The following is a 25,850-nucleotide window of genomic DNA, read 5'->3' as shown; positions in this document are numbered from 1 at the left end:
AATATCAGATGGATGGGACAAGGCACTATACAAAAATTAAGTAGATATGCGACATAAGGAAATACTGTCTATATGTTAATTATTGCTAAATCAAAATCGGATTTTTGCATCTGTAGATTTAGTAATTGGCTCAAGAGGTTAAATTCCGAAACCACTTCCACTCTGTTAAATGAATATACCACAAAGGTAGATTTATATTTTTTATTGGGAAATTGAAATTCATAAAAATCACAGGCTTGCAAGAAGCCTGGATGCGGTTTCCTATTATCTTTTACAAAACTCCGAGTGGGGTATTTGGACTGTATTATACTCCTTACCGTAATCCAATTATACCAAATATCAAAATTTCCCATGAGTTAGATTGCCATCTTTTAAATCTTCAAATTCCTTTTTCATTTTCTCAAATTCTTCAAGGAGTTGATTCTTCTCTATTTTTTGAATCGTATAATCTTCATGTAGGTCCGCAATATCTTCTTTTAATCTTTTATTTTCAGAGGTCAGATTTTTATTTTTCTCAAAATCCGGGTCGCCAAACAAAAAACACACCTGTCTATAGAGAGCCCAATACTTCTCTCCTATTGTGTTGGAAAGGAGGTAAAAGACTTCTTCATGAGTTCGTTCTTCCTTTGAGAGAAATTCTCTCGCAATTGCCCTAAGATCATTCCTTGCCGAGTCAGGATCTTTTCCGAAAGCTGTCAGTCCTAATTCTAAACCGTAAGCAAGATACCCATCCTGACCATCTGGTGTTCGAGTTGATGCAACTAAGTAATGCAGCCTAAATTTTTCGTAATTTGCAAAACCGTAAGCCTTCCCGAACTGAACAATGTTTTGAATACTAAGCACAAAAATCTCCTTACCGAAGGTTCTCCTTCAATTCCTAGTCTAGCAAGTATAATTTACTGTTATGTCACATTAAGAGACATAATCCAGTCGACAATTTAGTTTCCCCCGAACAAGCAATTCGGCTTTCGCCTTGCGAACTCTTGAAAAATGTTTTATTTTTCCTTCAAGATAAAGTATCTTTTTCAATTACGGTCATTCAAGAATCTGTATGATTTTCTATTGCGGTGGTTGATTTTGCCTCTACTGATTCGAATAAGATTTGAAAATCTGCTGATATCTGTCTTTTGTCGAAATATTCTTTAATTAAATTTTCGATCGATTTCCAAATACAAATTTCCTTGTCATCCATTGCCATTTTTATTCAGAATGCTGTAGATGAAAATTATCACAGTCTCTTCGCTCAAAGGTGGTGTTGGAAAGACTACTCTTTCCATTTATCTTGGACAAGCATTAAAGAAAATATCTTCAAAATCAAAGATCTTGCATATTGATTTAGATCACAATAACAACCTCACAGATTTCTACCTGAGAGACCTAGGAGTGGAAGATATCGAGGCCAACTCCATTGCAAAATACCTTACTGGTATAAAAGACTTAGATTCGCTGCATACTGTTACTTGGATAGATGGGATCCATCTAATCCCTGCCACACCCAGGCTTTCAAAAACTGCAATTGGCCTCTCCTGGGATGCTGGCCTTATCAGCCGATTCCGAAAACATATCAGAGGGCTACGATTTGATTATGTAATCATTGATACTCCACCTGCCTTGTGTTTAGAATTATACCTTGGCATTCATGCTGCGGACTTAGTTTTAAGTCCGGTAGGTTTTTCGCGATGGAATATCCAAGGCTTTCAAGAAATTGAAGAGGTAGTTAACAATTCAAACGAGTCTTTGGAATCAGGCAAAATTTCCTTAATCCCTGTCCGAACCATGGTGTCCGAAAAGAAGTCAGACAAACTTGATGAACTTGGACTAATTTTTGCGAAGACCTTCATCCCAAAAAGTGAATCGATTGCAAGTTCAATAGACCAAGGCAAAGCACTGACCGAGAAAAATTCTTTATTTTTTGAACAATTGGCTGAGGAAGTTAAGTAGATGGGAAGATTTGACTCTCTAACAGGGAAAAGACCGGGATCTCAAAAAGAAAACTCTCCTTTATCATATCAGGACCAAAAAGTGCGAATGATTATCAATTTGCATGAATCTGTTATAGGTGGAATGAAAAATGTTCTTCAAAATGCCATGGCATTAGGAGAAGAATTACATAAAATAAAAGAAAACATTGGTCACGGAAATTGGATACCTTGGATTGAAAAAAACCTACCATTCTCGGAAAGATCTGCTCGAAATTATATCAGCATTTACAAAAATCGAGATTCTTTAAATCGGCAACCGATTGCCGATTTAAAATCTGCGATCAAATTTATTTCTGCAGGCAGCCAAGACGAGAAAGAAATAAATCCGAAGGAATCTTTTGATCCAAGAATGCTTTTTAAAAAACATTATAAAGGCGAACGACTTAATTTAAAGGAACGAACAGTTCTAAAAGATTTTCTTACTAAGGAGAAAGAAAAAATACTCTCAAAAACCAAAAAGAGAATAGGTGAAATCGAAAAAGTTCTCTCCGATTTATAGGAAATTTTACTTTTTTTGCTCACAGATTGCACGCAAACATCTACCTTTACTGCCGACACGTTGCCCAAACTTCGGCACAATTTTTTTTCCAAGAAAAATAAAATTGTTGTACCGCGTTTGGCCGTATATTATTTAGTTGAACTATCTCAAATCCGAGTGTGTTTAATACAGCAATCGGAGGATGTGGTAGTCCTCCGATTGCAAACCTTTTAAGGTAAATACCTTACCCCTTACAACAGAATGAGACTTCAATTTAATTATGTCTCTTTTAATCCTTGACAAAATCTAGGGCTCATCATAAGTTCGCAAACGACTATCTGACACGATTAGTCACGGCACTACCACTTTGCCGAAACAAACACATTCGGGAATCTCACCATTTCCGAAAGGCACAAAAAAACTGCTCATCTGCTCTGGCCGGAGGCGTGTCTTGATGTAGCAAACGGAAAAAAACATGGTTAGATCAGGTCTATGGATTCCTGTATGGATGGAATCATTGGATCTCACGCACTCACAGCGTATGCTGTATGCTGAGATATTTTCTCTTCACAAGTCAGGAGGCTGTTTTGCTTCCAATGCGCACTTTGCGCGTGTCTTGAAACTAAAGCCAGACACAATTACGCGAATGATTTCAAAGTTAAAGAAGTTGGGTTTTGTAAAACAGGTCGGATTTGACGGAAGAAAAAGGACTCTTGTTCCTATCCTCTTTGAATCTCATGCGAGTGCTGTCCAGGATACCAATCCTATGCAGAGACGTACCACAGGTCAGGTCAGAGTAGGGGAGGGATCCACTCCAGCCAAGGATGAAAAGCGGCCGTCTTGTACTCTTAAAGTACAATCTAAACATCAACATAAATCATGGGAAGGCTTTAAGGATTTTGTAAAGATAAGATTTTCCAAATCTACGTTTGACGAGTTAAGCAAGGTTTTAAACCCAGATTTACTTCAGGGAAATTTGAGTCATTACTACCGGAGCTATTTAGCATTGCCATGAATGAGCATTAATAAGGACGGCATTTGTAGGAAAAGTAGCACATGTGCGGCCTGAGATCGCAAGTAAGAACGGTTTTCTTTTTCTAAGAAAAGAAGGAAACTAAAAGCAGATGTTTTACTTGAAATATCGACCTTTCTTGTTCTCAAGAAATAAGCTCGATTAGCGTCTCGTGATTCTCTTTATTTTCTCTATAAGGAAGTTGACAAAATTCGTAAAGTAGCCTGAAAGATAGCCGTCAATAAAATGGGAGGTTCAAGATGAATGAAGATGTGTGAATTTATTTCGATGGAACAGATTTATCCTCCCGGACTTACGGCAACTCGCAGACGAGCAATTTGCGGTATTGTATTCAAAGATAGGCGAGAGTCAATTCTATGAGAAACTTAATTTCATAATTAAATAGAAAGAGATCGTTCAGGTTATTTCAGATTCTATAAGAGAGAGAAATAGATTACAGACTGCGTAAATATCGCTTCGATCAAGTGGATTCTTAGTCCTGGCCTTTTTAATCACTTATAAATCTCGCAATATTCGGAAATCTTTTCTCACTTAATCCTAGTTTATTTAGAAAGTTTGATTCTTTCAATTCAACGATTTCCTCACTTGGGCAGAATGATTGGATGAGAGTAGAATAGCTAGAAGAAAAGTTTTTATGGTCCCCTTCAGAAATTTTAAAGCCAGTCTCCTGCTTGGATTGTTGAAAATCCCATTGAATTAAATATTCTAAGCATTGAAAAAATTTAAACACTGGTTTCGCTGAGATTGATTTACCTTTACGATATATTAATTTTTCATTTTCTAACGTAATAGCTAAAGATCCCTTAGAGATAAACTTTAGGAAACCAATGCCAGTTAACGAAGAAGTTTTGTCTACTAAGTCGTTTTCAAGACTTGTATATACTTTTGAATATTCCATTAGGAATTGTTCATTTTTTTGTCGGATAGCGTTCTGTAATTGGAACTCAGCGATCTCAGATTGTTTTTGAGCAAGCTCGTTGGCAGTTTGCATCTCTACTCGGTTCAATTCTAATTCGCGTCTATTTAAGGCTAATTCTTCCCTTTGTAGATGAAGAGTATAAAGAATTGCGATGAGACTCAAAAAAGAAAGTATTCCGTTGGAAAGTCCGCCAAAAAAATCGCCAAATTGACCCCAATTTGAATGATCGTCTGAGAGAAGCGGGAAATGATACCTATAGAAAAAAGACACCCCGAGGAGCGTGAGTATACCAAGGAGTCCGAGAGATAACAAAGTAATTTTGCCTGTATTCAATTGTTTCATTTAACTATATTCTTATAAAACTTATTCATCGTATACTGAAAGTTAAGCGAGTTTTCTGAAATTTGGCAGCCGAAAAAATGACCCAGAAACTCTGGCAAATGGCATTTCCATCTAACCAACGGAATCGGAACTTCTCAATGTTCTCACATAACCTACTGTTAGGTCAAGAATATATTTCTCTTTGTATTTTATCTATTCAAAACTCCGAAAGATACTTGTTATCACGATTCAGAGTTCCCTCTAAATACTGAAAATCTGGTTCACTGGTTTTTAAAAAAAATACCTAAACAAATACGCTTGGGTGAATAATACGAAATCAATCTCCTGCGGATGGTACCCCTTAACTTCAGGGGAATTACGCAGACATTAGATTATCCAGTGAGATAAGGCTTTTTAGTGCTGAAACTCGACAAACCCGACAAACTCGACCGAAATCGATGTTTTTTAGTCGGGAATTCGGAATAGAATTTAAGAGAATCGAAGTGAAACCGAATCTTTACACTTCAAATGGCAAAGTCTTTTTCCTTTGCGATTCTCTAATCTCTCTAGACCACCTCCAGAAAGCTCCTGGAATGCTTCCAGAGCGGTTTAAATCTCTTTGGGTTACTCTGAATACCGAAACCTTCCCGAAGGGCTTAAAATGCGATCTAGACAATCAGAAGGAATGATGAGAGAAAAGAAGTCTGATTATGATCTTAGAAAAATTTCAAGATTTCTTTCTGTAATCGAAAAAGAGGCCTTTTTTCACTTACAGAGTATGTTCTGGGGAAGGTTCTTAAAGAAGTTCTTTATATGTATCGCAAAAAAGACGGTGTTTTTGATTTACAGAGAGTGAAAAACCCCCCACTTTTTGATTTACAGAAACTGCCTGTAGGTGTTAGGCGATCGTTTCGAAAATCAAAAAAGGCCTGTTTTTGACTTACAGAATTCTGTGAGTGAAAAACCCCAGGGTTTTTGCGATACAAGGAACCTTAGGGAAAAAATTCCCTAAGGTAGGAAATCCCTAAGAGTCGAATGATATCATTTTTCTGTTAAGTTGTTGACGTTTTTTAAGAGACCGGCCTTTGTCCATTTCCCGATGGCACCAAATAAGAAAGTTTCTCGAAGAATCACATCTAGTGAAAAAAAGGTAAACCAAAGAGTTTCAAAGATTATGGATAGGGAAAACCTGACTAACTCTACTAACTCGACTGAAAACAAATTCCAGAGTCATGGAACGGAAGAGAGCACCAGGGCGAGTAGGGGACGGAAATCTTTAGAGGCAGGTTCTGATAGAAAGGCAGTCATTGCCGATCGCGAGTTTCCGGAAGTCACTGCATTACAGGAAACAGGTCTTCTACTATTCAGGGCAGGGATTTTTAAAACCCACATCGGGCCGAAGTTAGGTAGAAGCCGAGACTGGTTTGGATGGAATTACAAACATAATGAAAAGTTTCGTGAGTATGTAGGGAAAATAGAAATTGAGCTGTTAACTGAGATTCGAGAAAATTCTATACCTGTTTCCATAGGAATGTTTAGGATCCTTGAATCTATCGCTATAGGCGAGTATGATAGGGACCAAAAAATCCAAGCGGGAAAACTAGCGTTAGCTTACTTGGAAAAAACAGGTCGCCTACCGAAGTCAGATGACAAAGAGGAAGAAGACCGAAAGATAGAGCAAGCTGTCCAATCCCTGTCTACAGCATTAGCTGAAAAGTTTGGAAATGAATTTGCACTGTAAAATACACAGTTAAATTTCGAAATGAAGTATACAGATAGCTGGTGCACTTAGAAATAGCTGTCTCTTTACATTTCAATAAACCCATTTAGTTCGGGTTGTAAAACGGTTATAGGCACTGCATTGAATGGTGAAAACTCTCAGAGCGTTTCAATGGACGATCGCAGTTAGAAGCGCCAAAAGAGTTTTCAAACGATAGTTGCCTTTTTTAAATGCGTAGCTGGGGTTTTAAGGGTTTTTTCAAAAGTTTGAAAACTATTTGAAAACCTTTTCTTAAAAAAACTGCCCAATATTTTGGCTCTGATTATGAAATATTTCCTGAGCTAGTAGGAAAAGTAAATCGAACCTCTCTTTCGTTTCGGTCTGGGCAGACCTTATGATATAAATCGAATGTTTATAAAAAAGATAAAAATTCCAAACGATAAAATTGAAACGCCGAATTTAAATCCGCATAATAAGCATTTGGTTTTCTGTGAGTTGTAAAAAAACTTTTAAATAGGGTTTAATAAAGTAAGTATTGACTTGTACTAAAAATGGGAGTTGGTCAAATTAATCATAAAAGTACATCCAAAAGAAAGGGCCAGGTATTCAGTTGAAATTAGATTATATCGAGTGGAAAGAATTAAGTCTTCTAATAGACGGGGTTTATGATCTAACTTATGAGTTTGTGAAGGCGCATGCAAAGTCTATTGAAGGATATCTTCTCCAGCACACGAATTTGTCTGAACACGCAAGACAAAAATTGACCGATCGCATTCTCAGGTCCCAGTATGCAGAAATGGCTAAAGTGGATGAATTTCCTCGAAGTCTATTATTTCAAAAAGAATTTATTCTTAAAGATTATTACTACTGGGATGATGAGTTATTCCAAGCCTCATATGATTTTCGCGAAGAGTTTAGAATATATCCGAACATTGTGATTCTGAATACACTGAGTATGAGAAAAATTGAATTAATCACAAATAATTTACATAAAGATAAAGTAAAAAATGAAAGTGGAATGAAATTGTCCGAAACTTCTGAATTTGCGTTATTGGAAAAATTTTCTGCGGAAAACTTTGAGCTTAAATTTGCGATTGATGAATCCTTGGAAACTAGTGAATTTGTATTGATCTTCGATACTAATCCTCTGTGGCGAAATCAAGATCATACAAAATAATTTGTGATGCCATTCGCGAGTTGAACATCGCACAAAAATTGCTTTACGGAAAAATCATAAAAGAAAATTAAAAGAAGAAAAAGTGTAAAAAAACGGATGCAGACCAAGCTACGTAATCTGCACAGCCACCTAGCCGACTTACGTAGCTTCTCTGGCTAGATCAAAAATTTTTAAGACCGCCACCATTTTGCTTTACAAACAGGTTGTTCTATATGCGGAGACTTCTCTTTGCATAGTTCGCGTAGCGTAACAATTGCGTTAGCGCAAAAGACTTCTCGCTCTTTCCAATAGACGAGATTCCATCCTGAGGCCAACAGAGTTGTTTTTGAAGATGTGATTCCATTTATTTCAAGATTTACATTCGCTTGAGAGTCGGACATTGTTTGGATGCTACAGCCAGCTCCAATTGAAGCTCCGGTAGTAGTCTGACTGTCTGCCGTAAAAGAAAAGGAAGTACGTATTATCCCTACAATGACATATTCCCCAAAGTTAGCCTGTTTACGCAGCTGAGATTTTAGAGGATCACAATATACGTTCAACGACTCATACAACACAAGATTCCATGTGTTTGACGGCGGATAAAAAATAAGGTCAGCCTCTTCTTTAGAGTTTTGAAAGGAAATATTTTTCAACTTGCCTGAAGCCTTACCTTTGCAGGCTAATTCGGCCGATGCTATGGTTGCCGCAATAGGAGAATTTATATCGATTGAGCTATCGACTTGCGTAAGGATTTGGGTTGCATCGGTTTGGTTGATTTTTTGTGGCTTCAATTTAGAAATATCGTCAACTCCTTGTAAAAAAAGTTTAGTCGTGCCAATTGAGGTACCGTGCTTTGCACGAGCAAGGTCGCGACCATAGACATTTTCAACCGCAGAAGGAAAATCGGTTGGGGCATATGCAATGCGCACTGGGAAGTTATTACATCCTAATATGTAAAGGCTACTGACTAGAATAAACGGCCGAAAGGTTATTTTCATGACGTACGTATAACACATATTATTTTTTTAGCAAACAATTTTACTTACTAGCCAAAAATATTGTGTTCAAATTGTCACTCCTGGCATTCTACTCCTGGATACTGAGTAAATTCTACGATTGGAGATTTATCGATAAGCGAGGATTAGTTGTGTTGTAGAAAAATTCCAAAGTAGAAGACGCCACCGCTTTGTCAGAAGCGGATTCAGAAATAGGCAGGAAAAGTTGGGCTTTTCAGGATAATTTATTTTTTTCAAATCTCAGCCAGCAATGACCTTGATATCGCCAGTCTCCGCGATTGAATACAGTAAATGGAGTTGATCAGAATGAGATGGCCGATTTTTCCTAATCGCATAGTTTCTCAAAATCTGCCTAAAAAATCAGCATTACCCAAACATCCAAAAAATCGCATAACCCCTGCCTAGAAAATTCCCGTTAGTTGGAAATTTACTTGCGCCACATGCATAATAATGAAACAACTGTTTTGTTTTGGGCATGGGACTCAAGGGGCGAAGCTGTGTCCAGGGGTAGGGGGGAGGATACTGCTCGCGGTTTGGTGCTTGAAATTTTGGCTAAATATATACGAGAAGAATTTCCTCTAAGAAGCTGACAAAACCAGTTAAGTGAATTCTTGCTTCTTGAATAAATAAAACATTTTAACCATGAGATTATGAATCAAATCGATCAATTTAACAAAGACATTTACAAATGTATCCAAGAGCATCGAACAGAATACCCTGATCCAATAGATTTAACCAAGGGAGAAGTTGTCAAAGTTGGGAGCAATGCTCCGGAGGAAAATTGGAAAACCTGGATCTGGGTGAGCAAAAAAAATGGAAAAGGCGGATGGGTCCCAGAGCAATTAATTCAATTGATTGAAAGCCAAGACGAAGAAAAAAAAGGTCTAATTTTAAGAGAGTATAGCGCAAAAGAATTGAACGCTGATGTCGGCGCTAAGCTTGAAAAAGTTAAGTCCATGAACGGCTGGACTTGGGTCCGCAATGTGAATACAAATCAGGAAGGTTGGATTCCTGATGAGAAAATCATGAGGATAGATGGAAGGTAAAACTTTTCTCATTTTCGGAATTAGTAAAGGCCTCGGGAAGGAAATAACAGATGAGATCCCTGGTCCTAAAGATGTCGTATTTGGTGTCTCTAGGAGTAATCCTTTAATCAATGAAAGTAGAGAGAATATTACGTGGATTAAAGCTGACTTGTCAATGCCGGTCAAGGCTATAGATGATATAAAAAAGGTTATTGGAGATTCAAAAATCGACTGCTTGATTTATAATGTTGGTATTTGGGAATCTACCGCATTTTCAGAGGAATATAATTTTCAAGAGAATACTTCTCGGGAAATATCATCGATTGTTCAAACTAATATAACATCATGTATACTATCAATTCAAGCATTCATTGAAAATATGAAAAAGTCTACGAATGCAAAAATTATCCTCATAGGTTCTACTTGGGGATTAGATAATCACAATGGGAGAGAAGTTTCTTTTTCTGCTTCAAAATTTGCTATTCGCGGTATAGCGCATGCAATAAGAGAAAATTTACGGGAAAGCAAAATAGGGGTGACTGTTTTAAATTTAGGGTATTTGGCAACAGAATATCAAGGTGAAAAAGATATTGATTTCATTGCAGAAAAAACTGGAGGCTCTCTTATCCCACTTCAAGATGTGATCGCAGCTATAAAATTTGTTTTAGCCACTACTCCTTATTCTTGCGTAAAAGAAATAACGATGCCAGCAATGGCAGATAAAAATGTTTAGAGTTTAATCTAAACCGCAAGTGAACCTTTAAAGACTACTTGAATATTCGACTATGAAAAACCTTCGGTATGAACCTGCCCAAATAGACGACTTGGGACAAATTATTTTACTTCTTAAAGAGTATAATTTGCCTGTGGAAGATATTGATTCGAATTCCTCCATTCAGTTTATTGTTGCAAAGTTTGACGATATAATTGTAGGTTCCGTTGCGCTAGAAAGGTTTAATTCTATTGGTTTGCTTCGATCTCTTTGTGTTAAAGAAGAATTTCGAAAAGATGGAGTAGGGTTGTCTCTGATAAATAGGATTTTCGATTTTGCAAGAAACGAAAAGGTCTCTGAAATTTACTTACTCACTACATCAGCAGATAAGTATTTTGCTAAATTTGGATTTAAAGAATTGAATAGAAAAAATGCACCTGTTCAAATACAAAAAACATCTCAGTTTAGAGATTTATGCCCATCTTCTGCGATTTTAATGCACAAAGCTATATAAGCTATTATCCTTGGAATAAAGATTCAGAATTTATTTTTTGGAAATAATTTTGATTTTCTCGGGCCCAAAACCGTAATTCTCTACCCCTTCCCTTATATATAAAATGAAAAATCCGACCTAGACGAATACGATTTTCAATTGGATGAAATCACTGAAGAAAAATGGATTTGCTCGCCTTTTTAGGCAGAAGTGGGAATGTGTGACTTCTGCACCAGTTGGGAAAGGATTGGATAGAATTTGCACGATCGTTTGCATAAGAGCCGTTAAAAAAAGGAATTTCTAGTCAATGGCATTTTCATCAAACGAAAAAAACAAAAGAATGCCGAATTGTTTTTAAGTATCGAAAATTATTGGAAAAGAAAGAAACCTCCAGAGTTTAGCCTTTCTCCATAAAAAAGGCATCTTTTTGAAGAGCTTCGTGCATCGAAATTATTCCTTCATGAAGTCATGGATCGGTTTTTTAGTCCGAGATATTTGGTGACCCAAATCTCGCCTTTCGGAAAGTTTGGTTGTGAAGAAATTTGTCTTATTGTTTTTCCTTTTAACTATCACTTCTTCCATTTTCAGTAAGGATGCAAAAATCAAAGAGATCTCTGGGAATGATTTAGTGTGTAAGCAAATTCGAATCATCGCTGGTGATAACTCTCCGGCTGTAAAATTAATAGAAAGCTTTACAGATAATCAGGAGGAAGGCGGATTTGCCTCCGCTCTTGGTGCAGTTATTCGCTGCGAAAATGCCACATCAATATGTTATGCAATTTCTAGCACAATGACATGCCATAAGAAATGATTGACATTTGCTTGGACTTCGATAAGCTTAACTTAAAATCTCAATTTACCAAATAACGGTAGTTATGCGACATAATAACTATTATCGAACGTTGCTTATTGTGTCAAAATAGAAGTTGAAACGAGAACTACTCAAAATTTTGCCAATTTACGATGGTAGAAATGTTATACGTGAAAAAATGTTTTGCAAAATTAGGTCTTTTGTATTTTCTCTTTCGAAGTTAAAAAGATTAAACAAACATAGCGTTATACGAACTCGTTTAAAAAAACTCGGAATAAATGGAAAACAATATTAAAGTAAATTATAAAGACTCAGTTGCAGGATGGATACATGTTGATGTAATTTCCCAGGAAGATATTTGGCAAATTCGAGCCTCAGACTGGCTGGACCCATTCCCCGAGCTAATCGGCTGGCTTGAACAAATTATTGAAGGTCAAAAATTCTGTTCATTTTTTATTGATGAAGAAGGATCTGGAACTACACTTAGTTATGAAAAGATTAATGACAACAAATGCAATTTTAAACTGGAATTAACAGATGCATACAATAAAATTCACCTTTTAATGAATCCGATCGTTAACACCTATACATTAGTTTCGGAATTCTACAACGGATTACTAGATTTTAGTAAGTCAGACAGATATATTAAGAGTGAGTGGGAGGCTGATACTTTGTCTGAAAGATTAAAAAATGTTTTAGACTTAGATAAAGATGTCGATCTTGAAAATCTTTTAATTAACTATCATTCTGATCAAATAAATCAGATACTAAATTTAGCAGATCCTTTAAATTATGAATATTTTGAAACCAAAGAAAAATTAAAACTATACCTTAATGAGCTTACACCTGGTCAGCCGATTATAAAATCCGAGGATCATTTCCCTTATATAGGCTACAGTTTAAACAAAAAATTCAATGAAGTGAATTTAGAAAGTAAAAGGATAATTCTCCAAGAAATGTTAACAAACAGAACAAATGGTTTTAGTGGTCTAAGATTATCTGATCGAAAATCTTTAAAAATAGAATTATGGTTAACAGAAAATCGAATGCTAATGAAGTAAAAACATGCCGTTTCACTCCGGCAATTATCAATTTGGAGATACATGCTTTACAAGATGTCTAGTTAGTACGAGAAAATATAGAGTCAAACCGAGTTCAAAGAAAAAAGCATATACTGTAGTTGAATTTAAATTGCAATAGAGGCGACTAACAGCACCTTATTGCTACGTTTCGGGACTGTCCCCTCCATTGGGCATCGCTATGTTCCTCTCCGTCATGTCTCCTGTATACACAGGATTCTCTCCGACTCTAAATCCTCTTCTTGCTTAGCGCGTTATATATCATTGTGTGACTGTAGGAATCAAGACATAGGTAATACTTTTGTAGCATATAATTGAAATTGAAAGTGTAGCCAAGCATATCGCGAAGATTAGAGAATATTGTTTAAAGAGAACTTAGCTTTCAACCTTGGTCTCTTCAATTTCTAGGACAAATGATTTCACTTACGCTTTTCCGATTTTTTTAGTTTTCGATTAATAAAGCGCATAATACTTGTCATCAGTTGTGAGATTAAGACAAATAATCGCAAGTCTGGAATTAACTGTTATGCGCAAACGCGAAAATAGGTTTCATAAAATTAACAAATTAAAAGGAAAATCTTATGGGATTATTTGATATCTTTAATAAAAAAGAAGAGGAAACCTCGAATCTTCACGGCAAAAACCAACCAGCACAAAACCATACAAATGAAATAGCAAATTTTAAAAATCCACCTATTAGCATACATGAAGATTTGAAAAATTTAATTTGGTTTGCAGATGGTCCTCTAAAAAATTACACAAATGAAAACTCAGAAAGGAATACGTTTCATTACAACGGATATAATATTACAATTCAGATGACTGGTCAAGAAGAGCCAAGCCTGATATATACAAAACAACCAATCATACTACCTTCGGATATTTCAAAAATCGAAAGACCACCTTATTTTCCAACGTATTCTGGTTTAACACCGGAACAAAAAGGTGTTTATATCAATCTTCTGCAAAATCCATATAATCCTAATATCGATATTGGATTTGTATTTATTCTATACTATGGTCTTGAGAGACATCTACTGGTTGGCAATTATCAAAAAGCCTTAAATGTCATAATCAAACTACGTGATGTGCATTCGAATAAGTCATTCCAATCTTATTCCGCTAACGCTCTGGTATTAATAAGCATGTTAAAACAAAAAGGCGAGATAGCACTTGATTTTGTAAATTCTATTGACAAGTCATTTGAATATGCTTTCTCAGATAATCTATTTTTATTATGCTACTTGAGTTTTAATCTACCCATCTCCTCTAAAGATATAATTAGAATGGCAAAAACTTTTGAATTTTCAAACGTAAATTACATAAAAAAATATCCAGAATTATTCGAAAAAGTGATGGAAAACAAAATTTTCGATACATATGGACAAAAAAAAATATTGCTCTCAAATATTTTAAATTCAGAGGATCTGACCAAACTGCCAAAGCAAGAGTTACCTATCTTTGCAAACACTTCAATAAGAGATAAGTCTTTTCCAGTTCCAATTATTTCTTCAAGTATAAAACTAAAGAAGATACTAAATGAAATACTTACGAGTACACATGAAATAGTAAAAGAAAAAATTACTGCAATGAGGAAAGAAGGCTTAATTGATAAGTCTATTAAACAAAAAAATGAGAAGGATTTACCGAAATTTGATGAAAAAAGGGAGAATGAACTGCTTGATTCTCTCAATAAAACAAACGGGAATCTACTTCAAAGACATTTTACTTTAATTTCGCTACAGGATTTTTATTATCACTACAGAGACCTTGATCAAAAATATTTAGACAATTGTATAAAGTATTGTCTCTTAGATATTGAAAGTTTAGCTGAAATGGAAAATCAGTATATTAATACTGAAATCGCACGAGCGAAAGAATATGCAGAAATTATGGAAATCCCTTTTTCAACACAAGAAGAAAAAAAATACGTGAAACTGGCTTCATAGGTAGAATACCTGCGTTCAGCCGACTTTCAATTATTTATGAGAAACAAAAAGAATACTTAAAAGCAATTGAGATCTGTGATAAAGCAATTGCTTTTCAACATGAAGCAGATGTTTACTCTGAACGGAAAGAAAAACTCTTAAAAAAAATAAAATAAATAATTCGGAAATTTGTGAAATCGCGTCAGCGCATAACAGCGTCTTCCCGCTACGTTTCGGCACAAGGCCTCACTCGGCCTGCGGCAAATTCCCCGCTTTCCCTAACGCCTACTACGCAGGCTCAGGGCGGGGAACTTCGGGAAGACTAGTTCGTTATGCGAAATCCGGCCGTCATGCGGTCTGCCGAAATGGCTTGAGAGCAGATGCAATCACATTTATCCAGCAATCGGACTTCTTTTTCTAAAAGAAATGTCAATGACATGTAACCAAAAGGAGGTACACCATGTTCAAATTCACTCTAGGACTCGCAGTAACGTTAGTCGTCTTCGGGACAACAAATGTCTCCGCTAACCCGGGACAGGCGGGTATTAATCCAACACTTTTCTGGGTTCCTGCTAAGACGGCTACAAATCCCACGGCTCGCCCATGTGACGTTGTGTGCTCGTCCGTAAACCTCGGTGCCGTCCTGAGCGGGGTCTATGTGGACGCTTCCAATCCGTCTGCCAAGCACGCCTTTCACATCTGTGGAACGGACAACGCTACAAACACGGGAATCCGGCCTGGGTATAATATCCCAACCCATAGCATGTTCGGTAACACGTGCGGCATTGGATATGCGGGTAAGGAAGTATTCGCATCTGATTACTCATGTCTTTGCAGCAGCGTCCCCGTAAGGCCATTTCCTCAATAGGGTCTTTCAGCTTCGCGTAGCCAGGTCATCTTGCGAATGCCCTGTCGGCGCGCGGCTTCTCTACGTGCACCGTCCATCCCGGAATGGCACTCGTATCCAAGCAAAACGGCCGGACTTCGCATAACTTCCGCTAGCCGTTCCGCTGCACTTCGTTTCGCTACGGTGCTCAGCCACTCGTTCTTCTCGCGAATCATTTCGCTTCGCTTCATTCTTTCGCTCGTGCGGACGCGCGCAGAATTAGGAATATCAAAAGTGCGCGCGCCGCATCAGAACTCGGGCAAATGCTCGCTACCCTCGCACTTCGGCTAGCTTGACACGTTATGCGAAATTCTGAAACAATATAATTATGCCAAATAATAAATTAACAAAAAGACGATGGCTTCTATATACTGTAATAGTGGGACTAATTCCTATGTTTGCAAGGCTCATAGCTTTTGCAATTTTTAAGAAAGCCCAGTTATCTATTCTTTTAAGTGAATCAGATATTATTACTTTTGGTCTAGTTTTAGGTATTTCTAATATTCAGGAATTTGGTCCACAAAGAAATACGAATATTACTGCTGAAACTATTTTTGCAATATCTATTTTATACGTTATATTCTGTTCACTAATGTTAATTGTTTCAATTTATTCTATTATTGAACCAAATGCTGTTAGGCCTGAGATAATTCAGGCTGGGTCAGCCATTGGTTCAATATCTATTTTGCTGTATACATGGAGAATTTATCATCAAGAGGAAAAATTACATGATTGATATTGCCATAACGGTTACATCTGGAGTATTTTCTCTAGCTACATTAGCTTTTCTATTTCTATCTTTATATAAAGAATATAGAATCAAAGAATTTGCAAAAACTCATACAAAAGATGAAAAACCGCCAGTTAAAACTTCACCAATTAGATCTTTTCTTTATTTGGATGAATACAAGCTATTTTCATTTTCATCTCAGCTATTTTCTGGCATGACAGATTATATTCTAAGTTCAGATCAGCAAATTTCTTCCAAAACACAAACTCAGACATCTCAATTCTTTAGTGGCAGAAGCATAGGTGAAATAGCAACAATGGAAAAAGGAAAAATGGAGAGGAAATTTCTACATGATTTCGCCTATACTCTTTTTGAAGAACAAATAGTTTCAATGGAAAGGCTCCTTACTGTAGATGCGACCAATTCGAATACTGCAATTTCCTCTTTTAGAGGCAAAACTTTTATCAAAGTAACAGGAACTGCGAAATTTCTCGATTCAAAATTTCTTTCCTCCGTAATTGAAGATTTTAACAAAGTTGGTGAAGCACTTACCTATGTAAGTACTCATGATTCACGACAAGAAATAGTCAAAAGAGTCGATGAAGAAGCAAAACAAACTAAGGATCGTAATCAAATAGCAAGACTAAAGGCACAATTACAATACTTAGCAGACGCACGCCGATTAGCTAAAGAAAATAACCTATACCAAGATCCTCAATTTCTAGAGAATATTAAATACCTGTTAAACTTTGGATATCGCGATATACTTGAGCTTCGAATCCTTTTGCCAGATATATTGTTTTCAACAATAGTTAACAGAGAATACTTACGTGAAAGCGAAAATGCGCTGATTAAAAAATACGCACTCAAAACAGAGAAACCATTAACTTTAGTTGGAATTATTACTCAATCTGAAAGTGAAACTATAGAAGAAGTTCAAGACAGGATAGACAGAGAAGTCGATTCAGAAAATGATGATGACGAAGTAATCAAACAAGTTTTAGAAAAAATCTTAAATGCTTTTTCAGGTGTAGAAGCACACTTTTCTGGCAGACTAAAAAACGAAATAATAATCGATCCAATAGCGATTTATCATGAATTGTAAGAAACCAGAACATCGCATAACAGCGACTTACCGCTACGCTTCGGCACAAGGCCTCGCTCGGCCTGCGGCAAATTCCCCTTCTGGCATTCGCCTTGCTTACGCAAGCTACATGCCAGTCCCTAACGTCCCGACGGGACTCAGGGTCGGGGAACTTCGGTAAGTCTAGTTCGTTATCTGCAATGCCGCGCCCCCCTCATTATAGCGCCTGCCATCCGTGGCAGGCTTTAAATATTATTAAAAATGAAGTTTGATCAAACATTTAGTAAAGTAAGTTTATCTCGCCTTATCAATAGGAGCGATATTTATCATGATAATCGACTTAGCAATAATTCGGTGAAAGATCAAGTTTTAGCTCTAGCGCAAAAGAGAGCAAAAGAAGGCTTTGAAACAACTCCTGTTGGATTGAACGTTACTACTAAAAATAAAAAGAAAATTTATCAATTGGAAGACATTTCTGATGAGCTTGTTTTAAGAAAAATAAATGAAAATATAAAATATTTTTCCAACTTTAAGCTGATTGATCGAGATAGTATTATATTTACTTTACTTTCACTTTTAAAAGAAACGCATCCTTATACGGTAATTAGACTAGATATAAAAAGTTTCTATGAATCTGTTAACACAGACTCAATTCTTTTAAAAGTTAATAAGAACTTATTTCTTTCAAGACAAAATTACCAACTATTGAAAAGCTTCTTTAGCTTTTTGAAAAGAGAGCAAATTACTGGTTTGGCCAGGGGGCTACCATTAAGTGCCACTTTAGCTGAATTCGAATTGAATGAATATGATAAAACTATTTCGAATCTTCAAGGTATATATTTCTACCAAAGATTTGTGGATGATATAATTTTGATAGTCGACCCAGTAAGTGATATAAGTAAATTACAGCAGAAGCTGAAAGATGATTTGCCCACTGGACTTTCCTTTAATACAACTAAGACAAAGATTATCACAGTTGATCAAACTGGGAATAAAGGTTCAACAGATATTATCGAAACTTTAGATTATTTAGGATATCATTTTAAGTTACATACCTTGCTGGAGGATTATCAGCATAAACAAAAAAGCCTGAGACGTATTGAAATAGATATATCAGAAGGCAAAAAAAATAAATTCAAATCTCGACTGATTAAATCTCTATTAGACTATCATCGTAATCAAGATCTAAGACTTTTAACTGATAGAGTAAAATTCATAACGGGTAATTTTTCCTTATTAGATAGAAGAAATGGGATAAAAAGAAAAAGCGGTATTTACTACAATTACAAATATATAAATTATACTGAGAGTGAAGTGTTGCCAAATCTCGATAATTTCTTTCGGAATATTCTGCTCGTGCCGAAGGGAAAAATTTATTCGAAAATCTCTACAATCTTAAGCCAACAGGAGCGACGCAATCTGCTTAAGCTTAGCTTCAGGAATGGGTTTAAAGACAAGGTGTTTCATTATTTTTCTCCTAGTAGGTTAAGCAAGATAAAGCGGTGTTGGGAATATGTCTAAAAAGAGACTGAAGAAAATTAATCGAGGCGACTATTATCGCGTAATTATTTCAGAGACATCTCCATATGAAGTTCCGATCATTTTTTCGAATGAAGGTTTTTATCGCAAGTTATCTTCGGGTATTGAATTGAAAACAATGAAATATATTGTTGGAGTAGATGGAGATAATTCCGATTGGGCAAAAATACCATATAAGTATAAAATTCGAAAAAGCGCTGATTCAATTAGAATCTTATCATTATTGCACCCATCTTCACAATTATTAATGGTGGAATTTTACGAAACATATGGTCGTCTTATCTGCTATTATACATCTCGAAACGAAGTAAGTTTAAGAGCCCCCGTTTCAGTAGGAGCCTCATTTTATTATAAAAGTGATCGTGCCAAAAAAATCAGTAAATTTCGTTCTGATAAAATTCTTTTAGAAAATGAAGAATCTGAAATTGTTCATCCAAGTTCTTACTTTGCGTATAAAGGGTATGATAGAATCTATAAATATTTTGATTCGGAGGAAATGCTTAATTATGAAAAGCGATTTTCCAATCTTTGGCTTCTAGATATATCAAAGTGTTTCTCTTCAATTTATACGCACACTATTTCATGGGCAACAAAGACAAAAGATTTTACAAAGCGCTATAAGAAAGCAAATTCTTTCGGTGCTAGTTTTGATAAACTCATGCAGAATAGTAATCATGGGGAAACCAATGGTATTCTTATTGGCCCCGAGGTTAGCAGGATATTTGCCGAGATTATTCTCCAGAAAATTGATATTACTGTAATTAATAATTTGAAAACCAAATATGAATTATCATTCAACGACAATTACGTGTTTCGTCGTTATGTAGATGATTATTTTGTTTATTCTAACAGTGAATCAACAGTTCGCAGAATTCGAGAAGAAATTTCCGACGAGTTGTCAAAATACAATTTATATTTTAATGAGTTAAAAGTAGAAAAGTACAAAAGACCATATTTTACTGTCAAATCGAAAGTAATACAAGACGTAAAAACTGAGATTAAAATATTTTATAATAAGTTTATTCTCGAAACAAAAGATTCTAGCAATATCAACGTTTCTTCTCCTTTGGAAATACACCATCTTGATGAGCTCAAGAGAAATTTTATTCATAGGATTAAATCGGTTTGCGCCGAGATGAAGGATAGCTTTCCAATTGCTTGCGGATACATTATTTCATCACTTAGAAATAGGGCTTTAGAAATTATGGATGGTATTTCTCGTCAAGCAGATCCAGAAACTAAACATGGAGATTATAAAAATAGTCTTCTACTTATTTTAGAGGCTTCTTTTTATTTTTATGCATTAGAGCCATCGGTGAACTCTTCATATAAACTATGCCAAATTTTAATTATGGTGAACCGGTTTTTTAAGGGGCATTTTCCGCAGCACGCTGAGCTTATTGCAGAACGAACGGTTGAGCTTTCTCGGGAGTTTTTTCATAACTATAAATTTGAAGATAATGATTACATAGCGTTTGTTCCATTAGAAAAATTAAATATTCTGTTGGCAATTAGAGAATTGGGAGATGAATATCTTCTGCCCATTCAGGTAATCGATAGTATATTTAATTTTGACTCAGATGAAGTCAGTTACTTTGATCTGATGTCTTTTTTATACTATGTGAAAAACAATGAGGATTATTCTTTATTAAAGGATAAAGCCTTAAAGATAATAGATAAAAAGTTAGAAAATTTAGAAAAGATCAATGAAAATGCAGAATTAGCTTATTTGTTTTTGGATACCATAGCTTGTCCTTTCATTGATAATGGATATAGAAAATCCTTAATTCTCAATATGTGTAAGATTCATATGTCTTCTGCATCGCTTGCCTTAGTGGATTTTGAGAAAGAGTTATCGGATAATGAGATAGATGATTGGTTTATACAGTGGAAAGAACTTGATCTTTTGATTGCTTTAGAGAAAAAAGAATTGGAATTATCGTATGGGTAATTTTTAATTAGAAAAGCGCCCAATAAGCCCTTAACGTCAATGAATTTCCATCTTTGACGGCAAACTTTGATTTTTATTCTATTGGCGGCAGCTAAGTAGAATAGAATGAAAGAGAGCGAATATTTTATTTGCACACACAGGATCGGGATGAGGGCCATTTGTCATCACTTAATTTCATATTTAGCTTGCTCCGGTTCTTTGAACCGGTTCGCCCGAACGCTACGCGTTCGGGACGCAAAACTAAAACTTACACCTACAGGAATGAATGGCATTTTTCCAGGACGAGTCGAATTTTATCCGCATTCTTTTTTAACGCTTCTCAAGCAAAAGTATAAATCAAACTTTAACTGACTCTTGAATCATTCAATTTCAGTTTTACCAACCAAATATCTTACACCGGAAGAGGAAAATACATTGGTTTCACAATCTGATCAATGCAAAGTATTGCTAAGACAAATTAAGACCACGAAAGGTCTTAGAGAAACTATTCGAAACTTTCGCAAATTTTCTAATCAGCAAAGAAAAGCCTTAGGTGAAGTGAATGCTGAGTTTTCTAAAGACAAAGATTAGATAGGCATTCGCTAACCGGCGACGCCTTCCGTGGCTTCGCTCGGTTAGACATCGGGGGCGCGGCACAGCAGATAACAGCGCCTTAACGCTTCGCTTCGGGTCTTCGCCCTCGCTCGGTCTGCGACACATAGGCTTTCTGTCACTACCCTTGCATCCGCAAGTAACGTGCCAGTCCCTAACGTCCCGTTCCGGGACTCAGGGTCAGCCTACGTCGGTAATCCTAATTCGTTATGCGAAAGTGTTTAAATGTATGCCTCAGGACATGGGTAACACTTTTGTAGCAAGACATAGGTAACACTTTCTGGTTTCTCATCCCCTAGAACACCTTTTTAGGAGGGCTATGGGGATGCCTTGGAAGGAGAATCAGGTCGTGGATTTAAGATTGGATTTCGTTATGGCGAGCTTTGAGAAAGGAGTTAATTTCACTCAGCTCTGTGCAGAATTCGGGATATCTACAAAGTGTGGATACAAATGGAAAGAAAGGTTTTTAACCGAGGGAAAAGCTGGGCTTCTCGACAAGAAGAGAACTCCGAAGAGCTCACCAAAGAAGATTCCGGAAGATGTCGTTCTCGAGCTCATTAAGCTCAAGAACAATAAGAAGTTTTGGGGATCAAAGAAGATTCTCGAACTTTACAAGAGAAAGTTTCCAGATGTAAAACCTCCAGACAAATCTACTCTTGATCGCATCTTCCAAAAAGCTGGACTTACATTACCGAAGAAGAGAAAGAGAGTCAAACATTTTGGGAGAAAGGATTTCTCTACCAGAAAAGTCTACTCACGCAAATCATATTTGGACTGTAGACTTCAAAGGATGGTGGTATACTGCTGATTCAGAAAAGGTTAACCCTCTCACAATCAGAGACGATTATTCCAAATACATTCTGTCCATCAAGACCCTGAGCAAAGGCGATATCCCTTCTGTTAAAGCCGAATTCATTAGGTTATTTAAGATCTATGGGCTTCCTGAGATCATCCGATCTGACAACGGACCGCCTTTTGCTTCTATGCAATCCCTTCTAGGTCTAACCAAGCTATCTGTTTGGTGGCTCTCTCTGGGGATTAAGCTCGATCGGATTGAACCAGGAAAACCTTACCAGAATGGCGCTCATGAACGTATGCATAAAGACATGGCTCGTGAACTACAACATGAGATCGTTGGAAACATTACATTACACCAAAAAATCTTCGATAAATGGAGAATTGAATTTAACAGAGAAAGACCACACGAGTCTCTTAACATGAAAACTCCGGAACAAGTCTATGTGAAGTCAGAAAAGCTTTTTGATCCTAACGCTGATCTCTTACTCACTTACCCTTTTGGATTCAAACAGAGACATGTTAACGACAGAGGTTACATCAATTGGCTTGGACATCTCATCATGATCGGTAATCCGTTCAATGGGTTCAATGTCGGAATCAAAAGAGAGGGTGATCATTATTCCATCTGGTTTGCTAATAACAAATTAGGTGTTATAGACAATGATTTCTTCTCGCTTATTTCTGACCCAGATTCATACAAAGTTCATAAACCAAGAAAGGTTACTAAAAAGCGTTACCCTTCTCACGCCGCATAACCGTTACCTATCTCTTGAAGTCATACCAAAATAAATAGAGGATAATAATGGAATTCGAAACAAACAAAAAATTAATCGATAGTATCACACCAGAAACTGCAAGCATTCTTTCAAATTTGGGTGAAGTAGCAATTGATAATCTAGACCTTGTGGACGGTGTATTAAAAGATATACCAATAGTTAGTTCAGTTATTAGTCTTGGGAAAATTGGATTCACCATTAAGGATCAACTTTTTATAAGAAAATTTACCTTATTCATCAAATCATCTGAGAATGTAAAAAATTCTGAAGCATTTGCTGCTTTTAAATTAGAAATTAGCGATCCCGATAAAAGAGAAAAGATTGCAAATCATCTGCTAGAAATTATAGATAAATCAATTGAAGAGGAAAAAATAAAAGTATACTCAAAACTATTCGACAAATATCTAAATGGTATTTTAACTTGGGATGAGTTTTATATATTAACTTTAACTGTTTACGACTTACATATACTTGGAATTCAATTTCTTAAAGAAATTTTAAATAATACCGATCTAGAAAAAAATATTTCAGTTCCACGAGATTTCCGGGAAGGATACTTAACAACAGCTGGCTTATCGCAAAGAAATGGAAGTCAAATAAAAATAAGTGACCAAGGAAAAAAATTGTATAAACTTGCATTTCAATAGTATTTTTATAAACCAATAAATTGGAAAGTTATAATGGGAAAATCAGAGTCTAAGATCGTAGCAAAAGAAATTTATAAAGATCTACTAAGTCCATCCGTAAAGGAGATTGGCGACCTTTTAAAAAATTCAGTGAAAGTAGCACGATTTGCCTTTGCTGGTATAGATTATTTGGCTGCAAAACACGATAGGTGGAAAGCGTTCCTAGAAAAAGTCGCCGGGAAAGTCAAAGAAGAAAACTTAGTAGAAGGACATCCGCAGTTAGTAGGTCCTATCATTGAATCGATGGTATACATTGAAAATGAATCTATAATCGGAGAAATGTTTTCAAATTTACTAGCAAAGGCTATAGATAAGACAACTCAAGATAAAGCACATCCTGCATTTCCTAAAATTATCCAACAATTAAGCGAAGATGAAGCGATAATTTTGTTCTACTTAAAAAGACAAAGTTATCGAGTAGAGCAAGAATGGGATTACGTTAACAATCAAATAATTAATCTTCGTACAACAAAAGAAGAATTTCCATTAAATAAACTTTCATTTCCTGATAAGATTTGGATGTACATGGATCATTTAAATAGCTTAACAATAGCCGGAACTTGGAAAACGCAGAATGATTTACCAATTAGAAATGCTACAGGAATGCAAATTGGTGGAAGAGTGATATCAGATAGAAAACTAAGTGAATTTGGCAAATTATTTGCTGAAGCAAGCATACCAGACGTCTTCGAATCCTTATAATGACTGATACTCTAAAACGCTACTGCGTATAACAGCGCCTTAACGCTTCGCTTCGGGTCAAGCCCTCGCTCGGTCTACGACACATAGGCTTCTGGCACTCCCCTTGCTTGCGCAAGTGTCGTTCCAGTCCCTAACGTCCCGTTGGGACTCAGGGTCAGCCTACGTCGTTAAGGCTATTTCGTTATCTGTAATGCCATTTTTTTAATAAATTACAAGAATCTACCGAAACTGATAAAAAGAGATAAATCAAAATGACAGTAAATGCATTTTCGGCGAGTCCTTCATTGGCTGGTTACCTATATCAATGTAGACTGGCATTATTGGAAACACTCAATAGACTAAAAAACGATCCATGCGTAATAGTTTTTATTGAATCGCTGGATGATATTCATTTCGAATCAAAAGGAAAGAGTTTTGAGTTATTACAGACAAAACTTCATCTAAATAGGTTTGCGAATTTAACAGATAGTAGCTTAGATATTTGGAAATCAGTTAGAATATGGATTGATCAATTGAAATCTGGCTTCAACAATTCCGACATAAAAAGATATTTGATTACTACTTCAAAAGCAGCTGATGGTAGTGCTTTAAGTTTTCTTAAACTTGAAAATAGAAATGTTACAACTGCCGAGCAAATTTTTCACAATGTTTCCTTAACTTCAAAAAACAAGGATCTTCAAAAAATATTTTCAGATTTTAAAGCTCTAGATAAGAACGAAAGACTTAATTTATTAGATACAATTATTGTTATTGATAATGCAATTGATCATGCTGGAATAACTAAAAACTTACACTCTTCTTTATGGGGAATTTGTGATCGAGAAAAATTAAATATTTTCATCGAATATCTAGAAGGATGGTGGTTTTCGCGAATTCTAAAAGATATTAAAAATCCAAATTCTTATATTATGATACCAGGTAACGAAATCGATTCAAAAATAAATGAATTACGGGAAGGATTTAAGCAAGACAACCTTCCGATCGATTCAGAATTAGTAAATGCAATTGTAGATCATGAAATATATAAGAATTATATTTTTGTAAAGCAGTTACAACTTGCAAATATAAATACTAATCGTATCCCATTTGCAGTCAACAATTACTATAGAGCCATTGAACAAAGATCTCGATGGATAAGGGAAGACTTATTATTAGTTGGGGATATAGAAAAATATGAAAATAAATTAATAGAAGAATGGGACATTTTATTTAAGGCAACTTTTGATGAACTTGAAGATAATACTTCTAATGAAGAAAAAATTAAACTAGCTAAAAAATTATATAGATGGGCTGAACAAGAGGCAAATATTCCAATAAGAGTAAATTGCCATGAAGCATTTATAACCAGAGGTTCTTTACAGATCTTATCTGATAATAAGAAAGTAGGTTGGCATCCAGACTACAGATCTTTACTAGACTCTTTAATTTGATCTG

The 25,850-nt window shown here is 35.9% G+C and carries 22 protein-coding genes and 1 pseudogene; 20 read left to right on the top strand and 3 right to left on the bottom strand.

The genetic code is table 11. From position 1 onward, the window contains the following. Positions 1-339: 339 nt before the first annotated feature. Entirely contained in the window at positions 340-843 is a 504-nt protein-coding gene (locus DI060_RS18490) for a hypothetical protein (RefSeq protein ID WP_108978493.1), read from the bottom strand. 375 nt (positions 844-1,218) lie between these two features. Here DI060_RS18490 and DI060_RS18485 point away from each other — a divergent pair, with 375 nt between their 5' ends. The 3 genes from DI060_RS18485 to DI060_RS18475 all read left to right on the top strand — a co-directional run bounded on the left by DI060_RS18485 (position 1,219) and on the right by DI060_RS18475 (position 3,475). Further along, positions 1,219-1,941, top strand: a complete 723-nt coding sequence (locus DI060_RS18485; protein WP_108978492.1) for a ParA family protein — start codon at positions 1,219-1,221, stop codon at positions 1,939-1,941. Continuing rightward, positions 1,942-2,481, top strand: coding sequence for a DUF3102 domain-containing protein (locus DI060_RS18480; protein ID WP_108978491.1), 540 nt, complete (start codon positions 1,942-1,944; stop codon positions 2,479-2,481). 454 nt (positions 2,482-2,935) lie between these two features. Next, positions 2,936-3,475 carry a helix-turn-helix domain-containing protein gene (locus DI060_RS18475; protein ID WP_108978490.1) on the top strand — a complete coding sequence of 180 codons (540 nt, stop codon included), beginning with the start codon at positions 2,936-2,938 and terminating at the stop codon, positions 3,473-3,475. 505 nt (positions 3,476-3,980) lie between these two features. Here the strand turns inward: DI060_RS18475 and DI060_RS18470 are convergent. After that, positions 3,981-4,754 carry a hypothetical protein gene (locus DI060_RS18470; protein WP_108978489.1) on the bottom strand — a complete coding sequence of 258 codons (774 nt, stop codon included), beginning with the start codon at positions 4,752-4,754 and terminating at the stop codon, positions 3,981-3,983. Between the two features lie 1,153 nt (positions 4,755-5,907). Between DI060_RS18470 and DI060_RS18460 the strand changes: the two genes are divergently transcribed. Then, positions 5,908-6,474, top strand: coding sequence for a hypothetical protein (locus tag DI060_RS18460; protein ID WP_135355105.1), 567 nt, complete (start codon positions 5,908-5,910; stop codon positions 6,472-6,474). A 589-nt stretch (positions 6,475-7,063) separates the two neighbouring features. Continuing rightward, on the top strand, positions 7,064-7,630 hold the full coding sequence (locus DI060_RS18455) for a hypothetical protein (RefSeq protein WP_108978486.1): 567 nt from the start codon (positions 7,064-7,066) through the stop codon (positions 7,628-7,630). A gap of 170 nt (positions 7,631-7,800) precedes the next feature. Here the strand turns inward: DI060_RS18455 and DI060_RS18450 are convergent, their stop codons facing one another. Further along, on the bottom strand, positions 7,801-8,538 hold the full coding sequence (locus tag DI060_RS18450; protein WP_135355104.1) for a hypothetical protein: 738 nt from the start codon (positions 8,536-8,538) through the stop codon (positions 7,801-7,803). A gap of 737 nt (positions 8,539-9,275) precedes the next feature. Between DI060_RS18450 and DI060_RS18445 the strand changes: the two genes are divergently transcribed. From DI060_RS18445 to DI060_RS18360, 15 genes and pseudogenes are all read left to right on the top strand, one after another. After that, positions 9,276-9,671: an SH3 domain-containing protein gene (locus tag DI060_RS18445; RefSeq protein WP_108978484.1), complete on the top strand. Its 396-nt coding sequence runs from the start codon at positions 9,276-9,278 to the stop codon at positions 9,669-9,671. Then, entirely contained in the window at positions 9,661-10,383 is a 723-nt protein-coding gene (locus DI060_RS18440) for an SDR family NAD(P)-dependent oxidoreductase (protein WP_108978483.1), read from the top strand. Before DI060_RS18445 ends, DI060_RS18440 begins: the two co-directional genes overlap by 11 nt. A 52-nt stretch (positions 10,384-10,435) precedes the next feature. After that, on the top strand, positions 10,436-10,876 hold the full coding sequence (gene arsN2 / locus DI060_RS18435; protein ID WP_108978482.1) for an arsenic resistance N-acetyltransferase ArsN2: 441 nt from the start codon (positions 10,436-10,438) through the stop codon (positions 10,874-10,876). Between the two features lie 511 nt (positions 10,877-11,387). Next, on the top strand, positions 11,388-11,666 hold the full coding sequence (locus DI060_RS18430) for a hypothetical protein (protein WP_108978481.1): 279 nt from the start codon (positions 11,388-11,390) through the stop codon (positions 11,664-11,666). A gap of 278 nt (positions 11,667-11,944) precedes the next feature. Next, the gene (locus tag DI060_RS18425; RefSeq protein ID WP_108978480.1) at positions 11,945-12,727 is read left to right on the top strand and encodes a hypothetical protein; all 783 of its coding nucleotides are present in this window, start codon (positions 11,945-11,947) and stop codon (positions 12,725-12,727) included. Positions 12,728-13,326: 599 nt separating this feature from the next. Then, positions 13,327-14,694 carry a TerB N-terminal domain-containing protein gene (locus DI060_RS18420; protein ID WP_108978479.1) on the top strand — a complete coding sequence of 456 codons (1,368 nt, stop codon included), beginning with the start codon at positions 13,327-13,329 and terminating at the stop codon, positions 14,692-14,694. Positions 14,695-15,887: 1,193 nt separating this feature from the next. Further along, on the top strand, positions 15,888-16,295 hold the full coding sequence (locus tag DI060_RS18405; RefSeq protein WP_108978476.1) for a hypothetical protein: 408 nt from the start codon (positions 15,888-15,890) through the stop codon (positions 16,293-16,295). Continuing rightward, a complete protein-coding gene (locus tag DI060_RS18400; protein WP_108978475.1) occupies positions 16,288-17,394 on the top strand; it encodes a DUF6414 family protein in 1,107 nt (368 codons plus the stop codon). The genes DI060_RS18405 and DI060_RS18400 overlap by 8 nt, the downstream gene beginning before the upstream one ends. A gap of 240 nt (positions 17,395-17,634) precedes the next feature. After that, the gene (gene drt3a, locus DI060_RS18395; protein ID WP_108978474.1) at positions 17,635-18,894 is read left to right on the top strand and encodes an antiviral reverse transcriptase Drt3a; all 1,260 of its coding nucleotides are present in this window, start codon (positions 17,635-17,637) and stop codon (positions 18,892-18,894) included. Further along, positions 18,887-20,863: an antiviral reverse transcriptase Drt3b gene (gene drt3b / locus DI060_RS18390; protein ID WP_108978473.1), complete on the top strand. Its 1,977-nt coding sequence runs from the start codon at positions 18,887-18,889 to the stop codon at positions 20,861-20,863. Before drt3a ends, drt3b begins: the two co-directional genes overlap by 8 nt. Before the next feature lie 910 nt (positions 20,864-21,773). Further along, a pseudogene (locus DI060_RS19235) lies at positions 21,774-22,061 on the top strand (helix-turn-helix domain-containing protein); the annotation flags it as partial. A 49-nt stretch (positions 22,062-22,110) separates the two neighbouring features. Then, positions 22,111-23,007 carry an integrase core domain-containing protein gene (locus DI060_RS19100; protein WP_244594506.1) on the top strand — a complete coding sequence of 299 codons (897 nt, stop codon included), beginning with the start codon at positions 22,111-22,113 and terminating at the stop codon, positions 23,005-23,007. 47 nt (positions 23,008-23,054) lie between these two features. Continuing rightward, positions 23,055-23,675 (top strand): hypothetical protein, encoded by a 621-nt coding sequence (locus DI060_RS18370; protein ID WP_108978472.1) that lies wholly within the window; start codon positions 23,055-23,057, stop codon positions 23,673-23,675. A 33-nt stretch (positions 23,676-23,708) separates the two neighbouring features. Then, a complete protein-coding gene (locus DI060_RS18365) occupies positions 23,709-24,416 on the top strand; it encodes an Abi-alpha family protein (RefSeq protein ID WP_108978471.1) in 708 nt (235 codons plus the stop codon). Between the two features lie 251 nt (positions 24,417-24,667). After that, positions 24,668-25,846: an ABC-three component system protein gene (locus tag DI060_RS18360; protein ID WP_108978470.1), complete on the top strand. Its 1,179-nt coding sequence runs from the start codon at positions 24,668-24,670 to the stop codon at positions 25,844-25,846. Positions 25,847-25,850 lie beyond the last annotated feature (4 nt).

Source organism: Leptospira ryugenii (genome assembly GCF_003114855.1).
Classification (GTDB): domain Bacteria; phylum Spirochaetota; class Leptospiria; order Leptospirales; family Leptospiraceae; genus Leptospira_A; species Leptospira_A ryugenii.
Note: the sequence above shows the minus strand (reverse complement) of the source record. Positions and strands in the feature narration are given on the sequence as shown.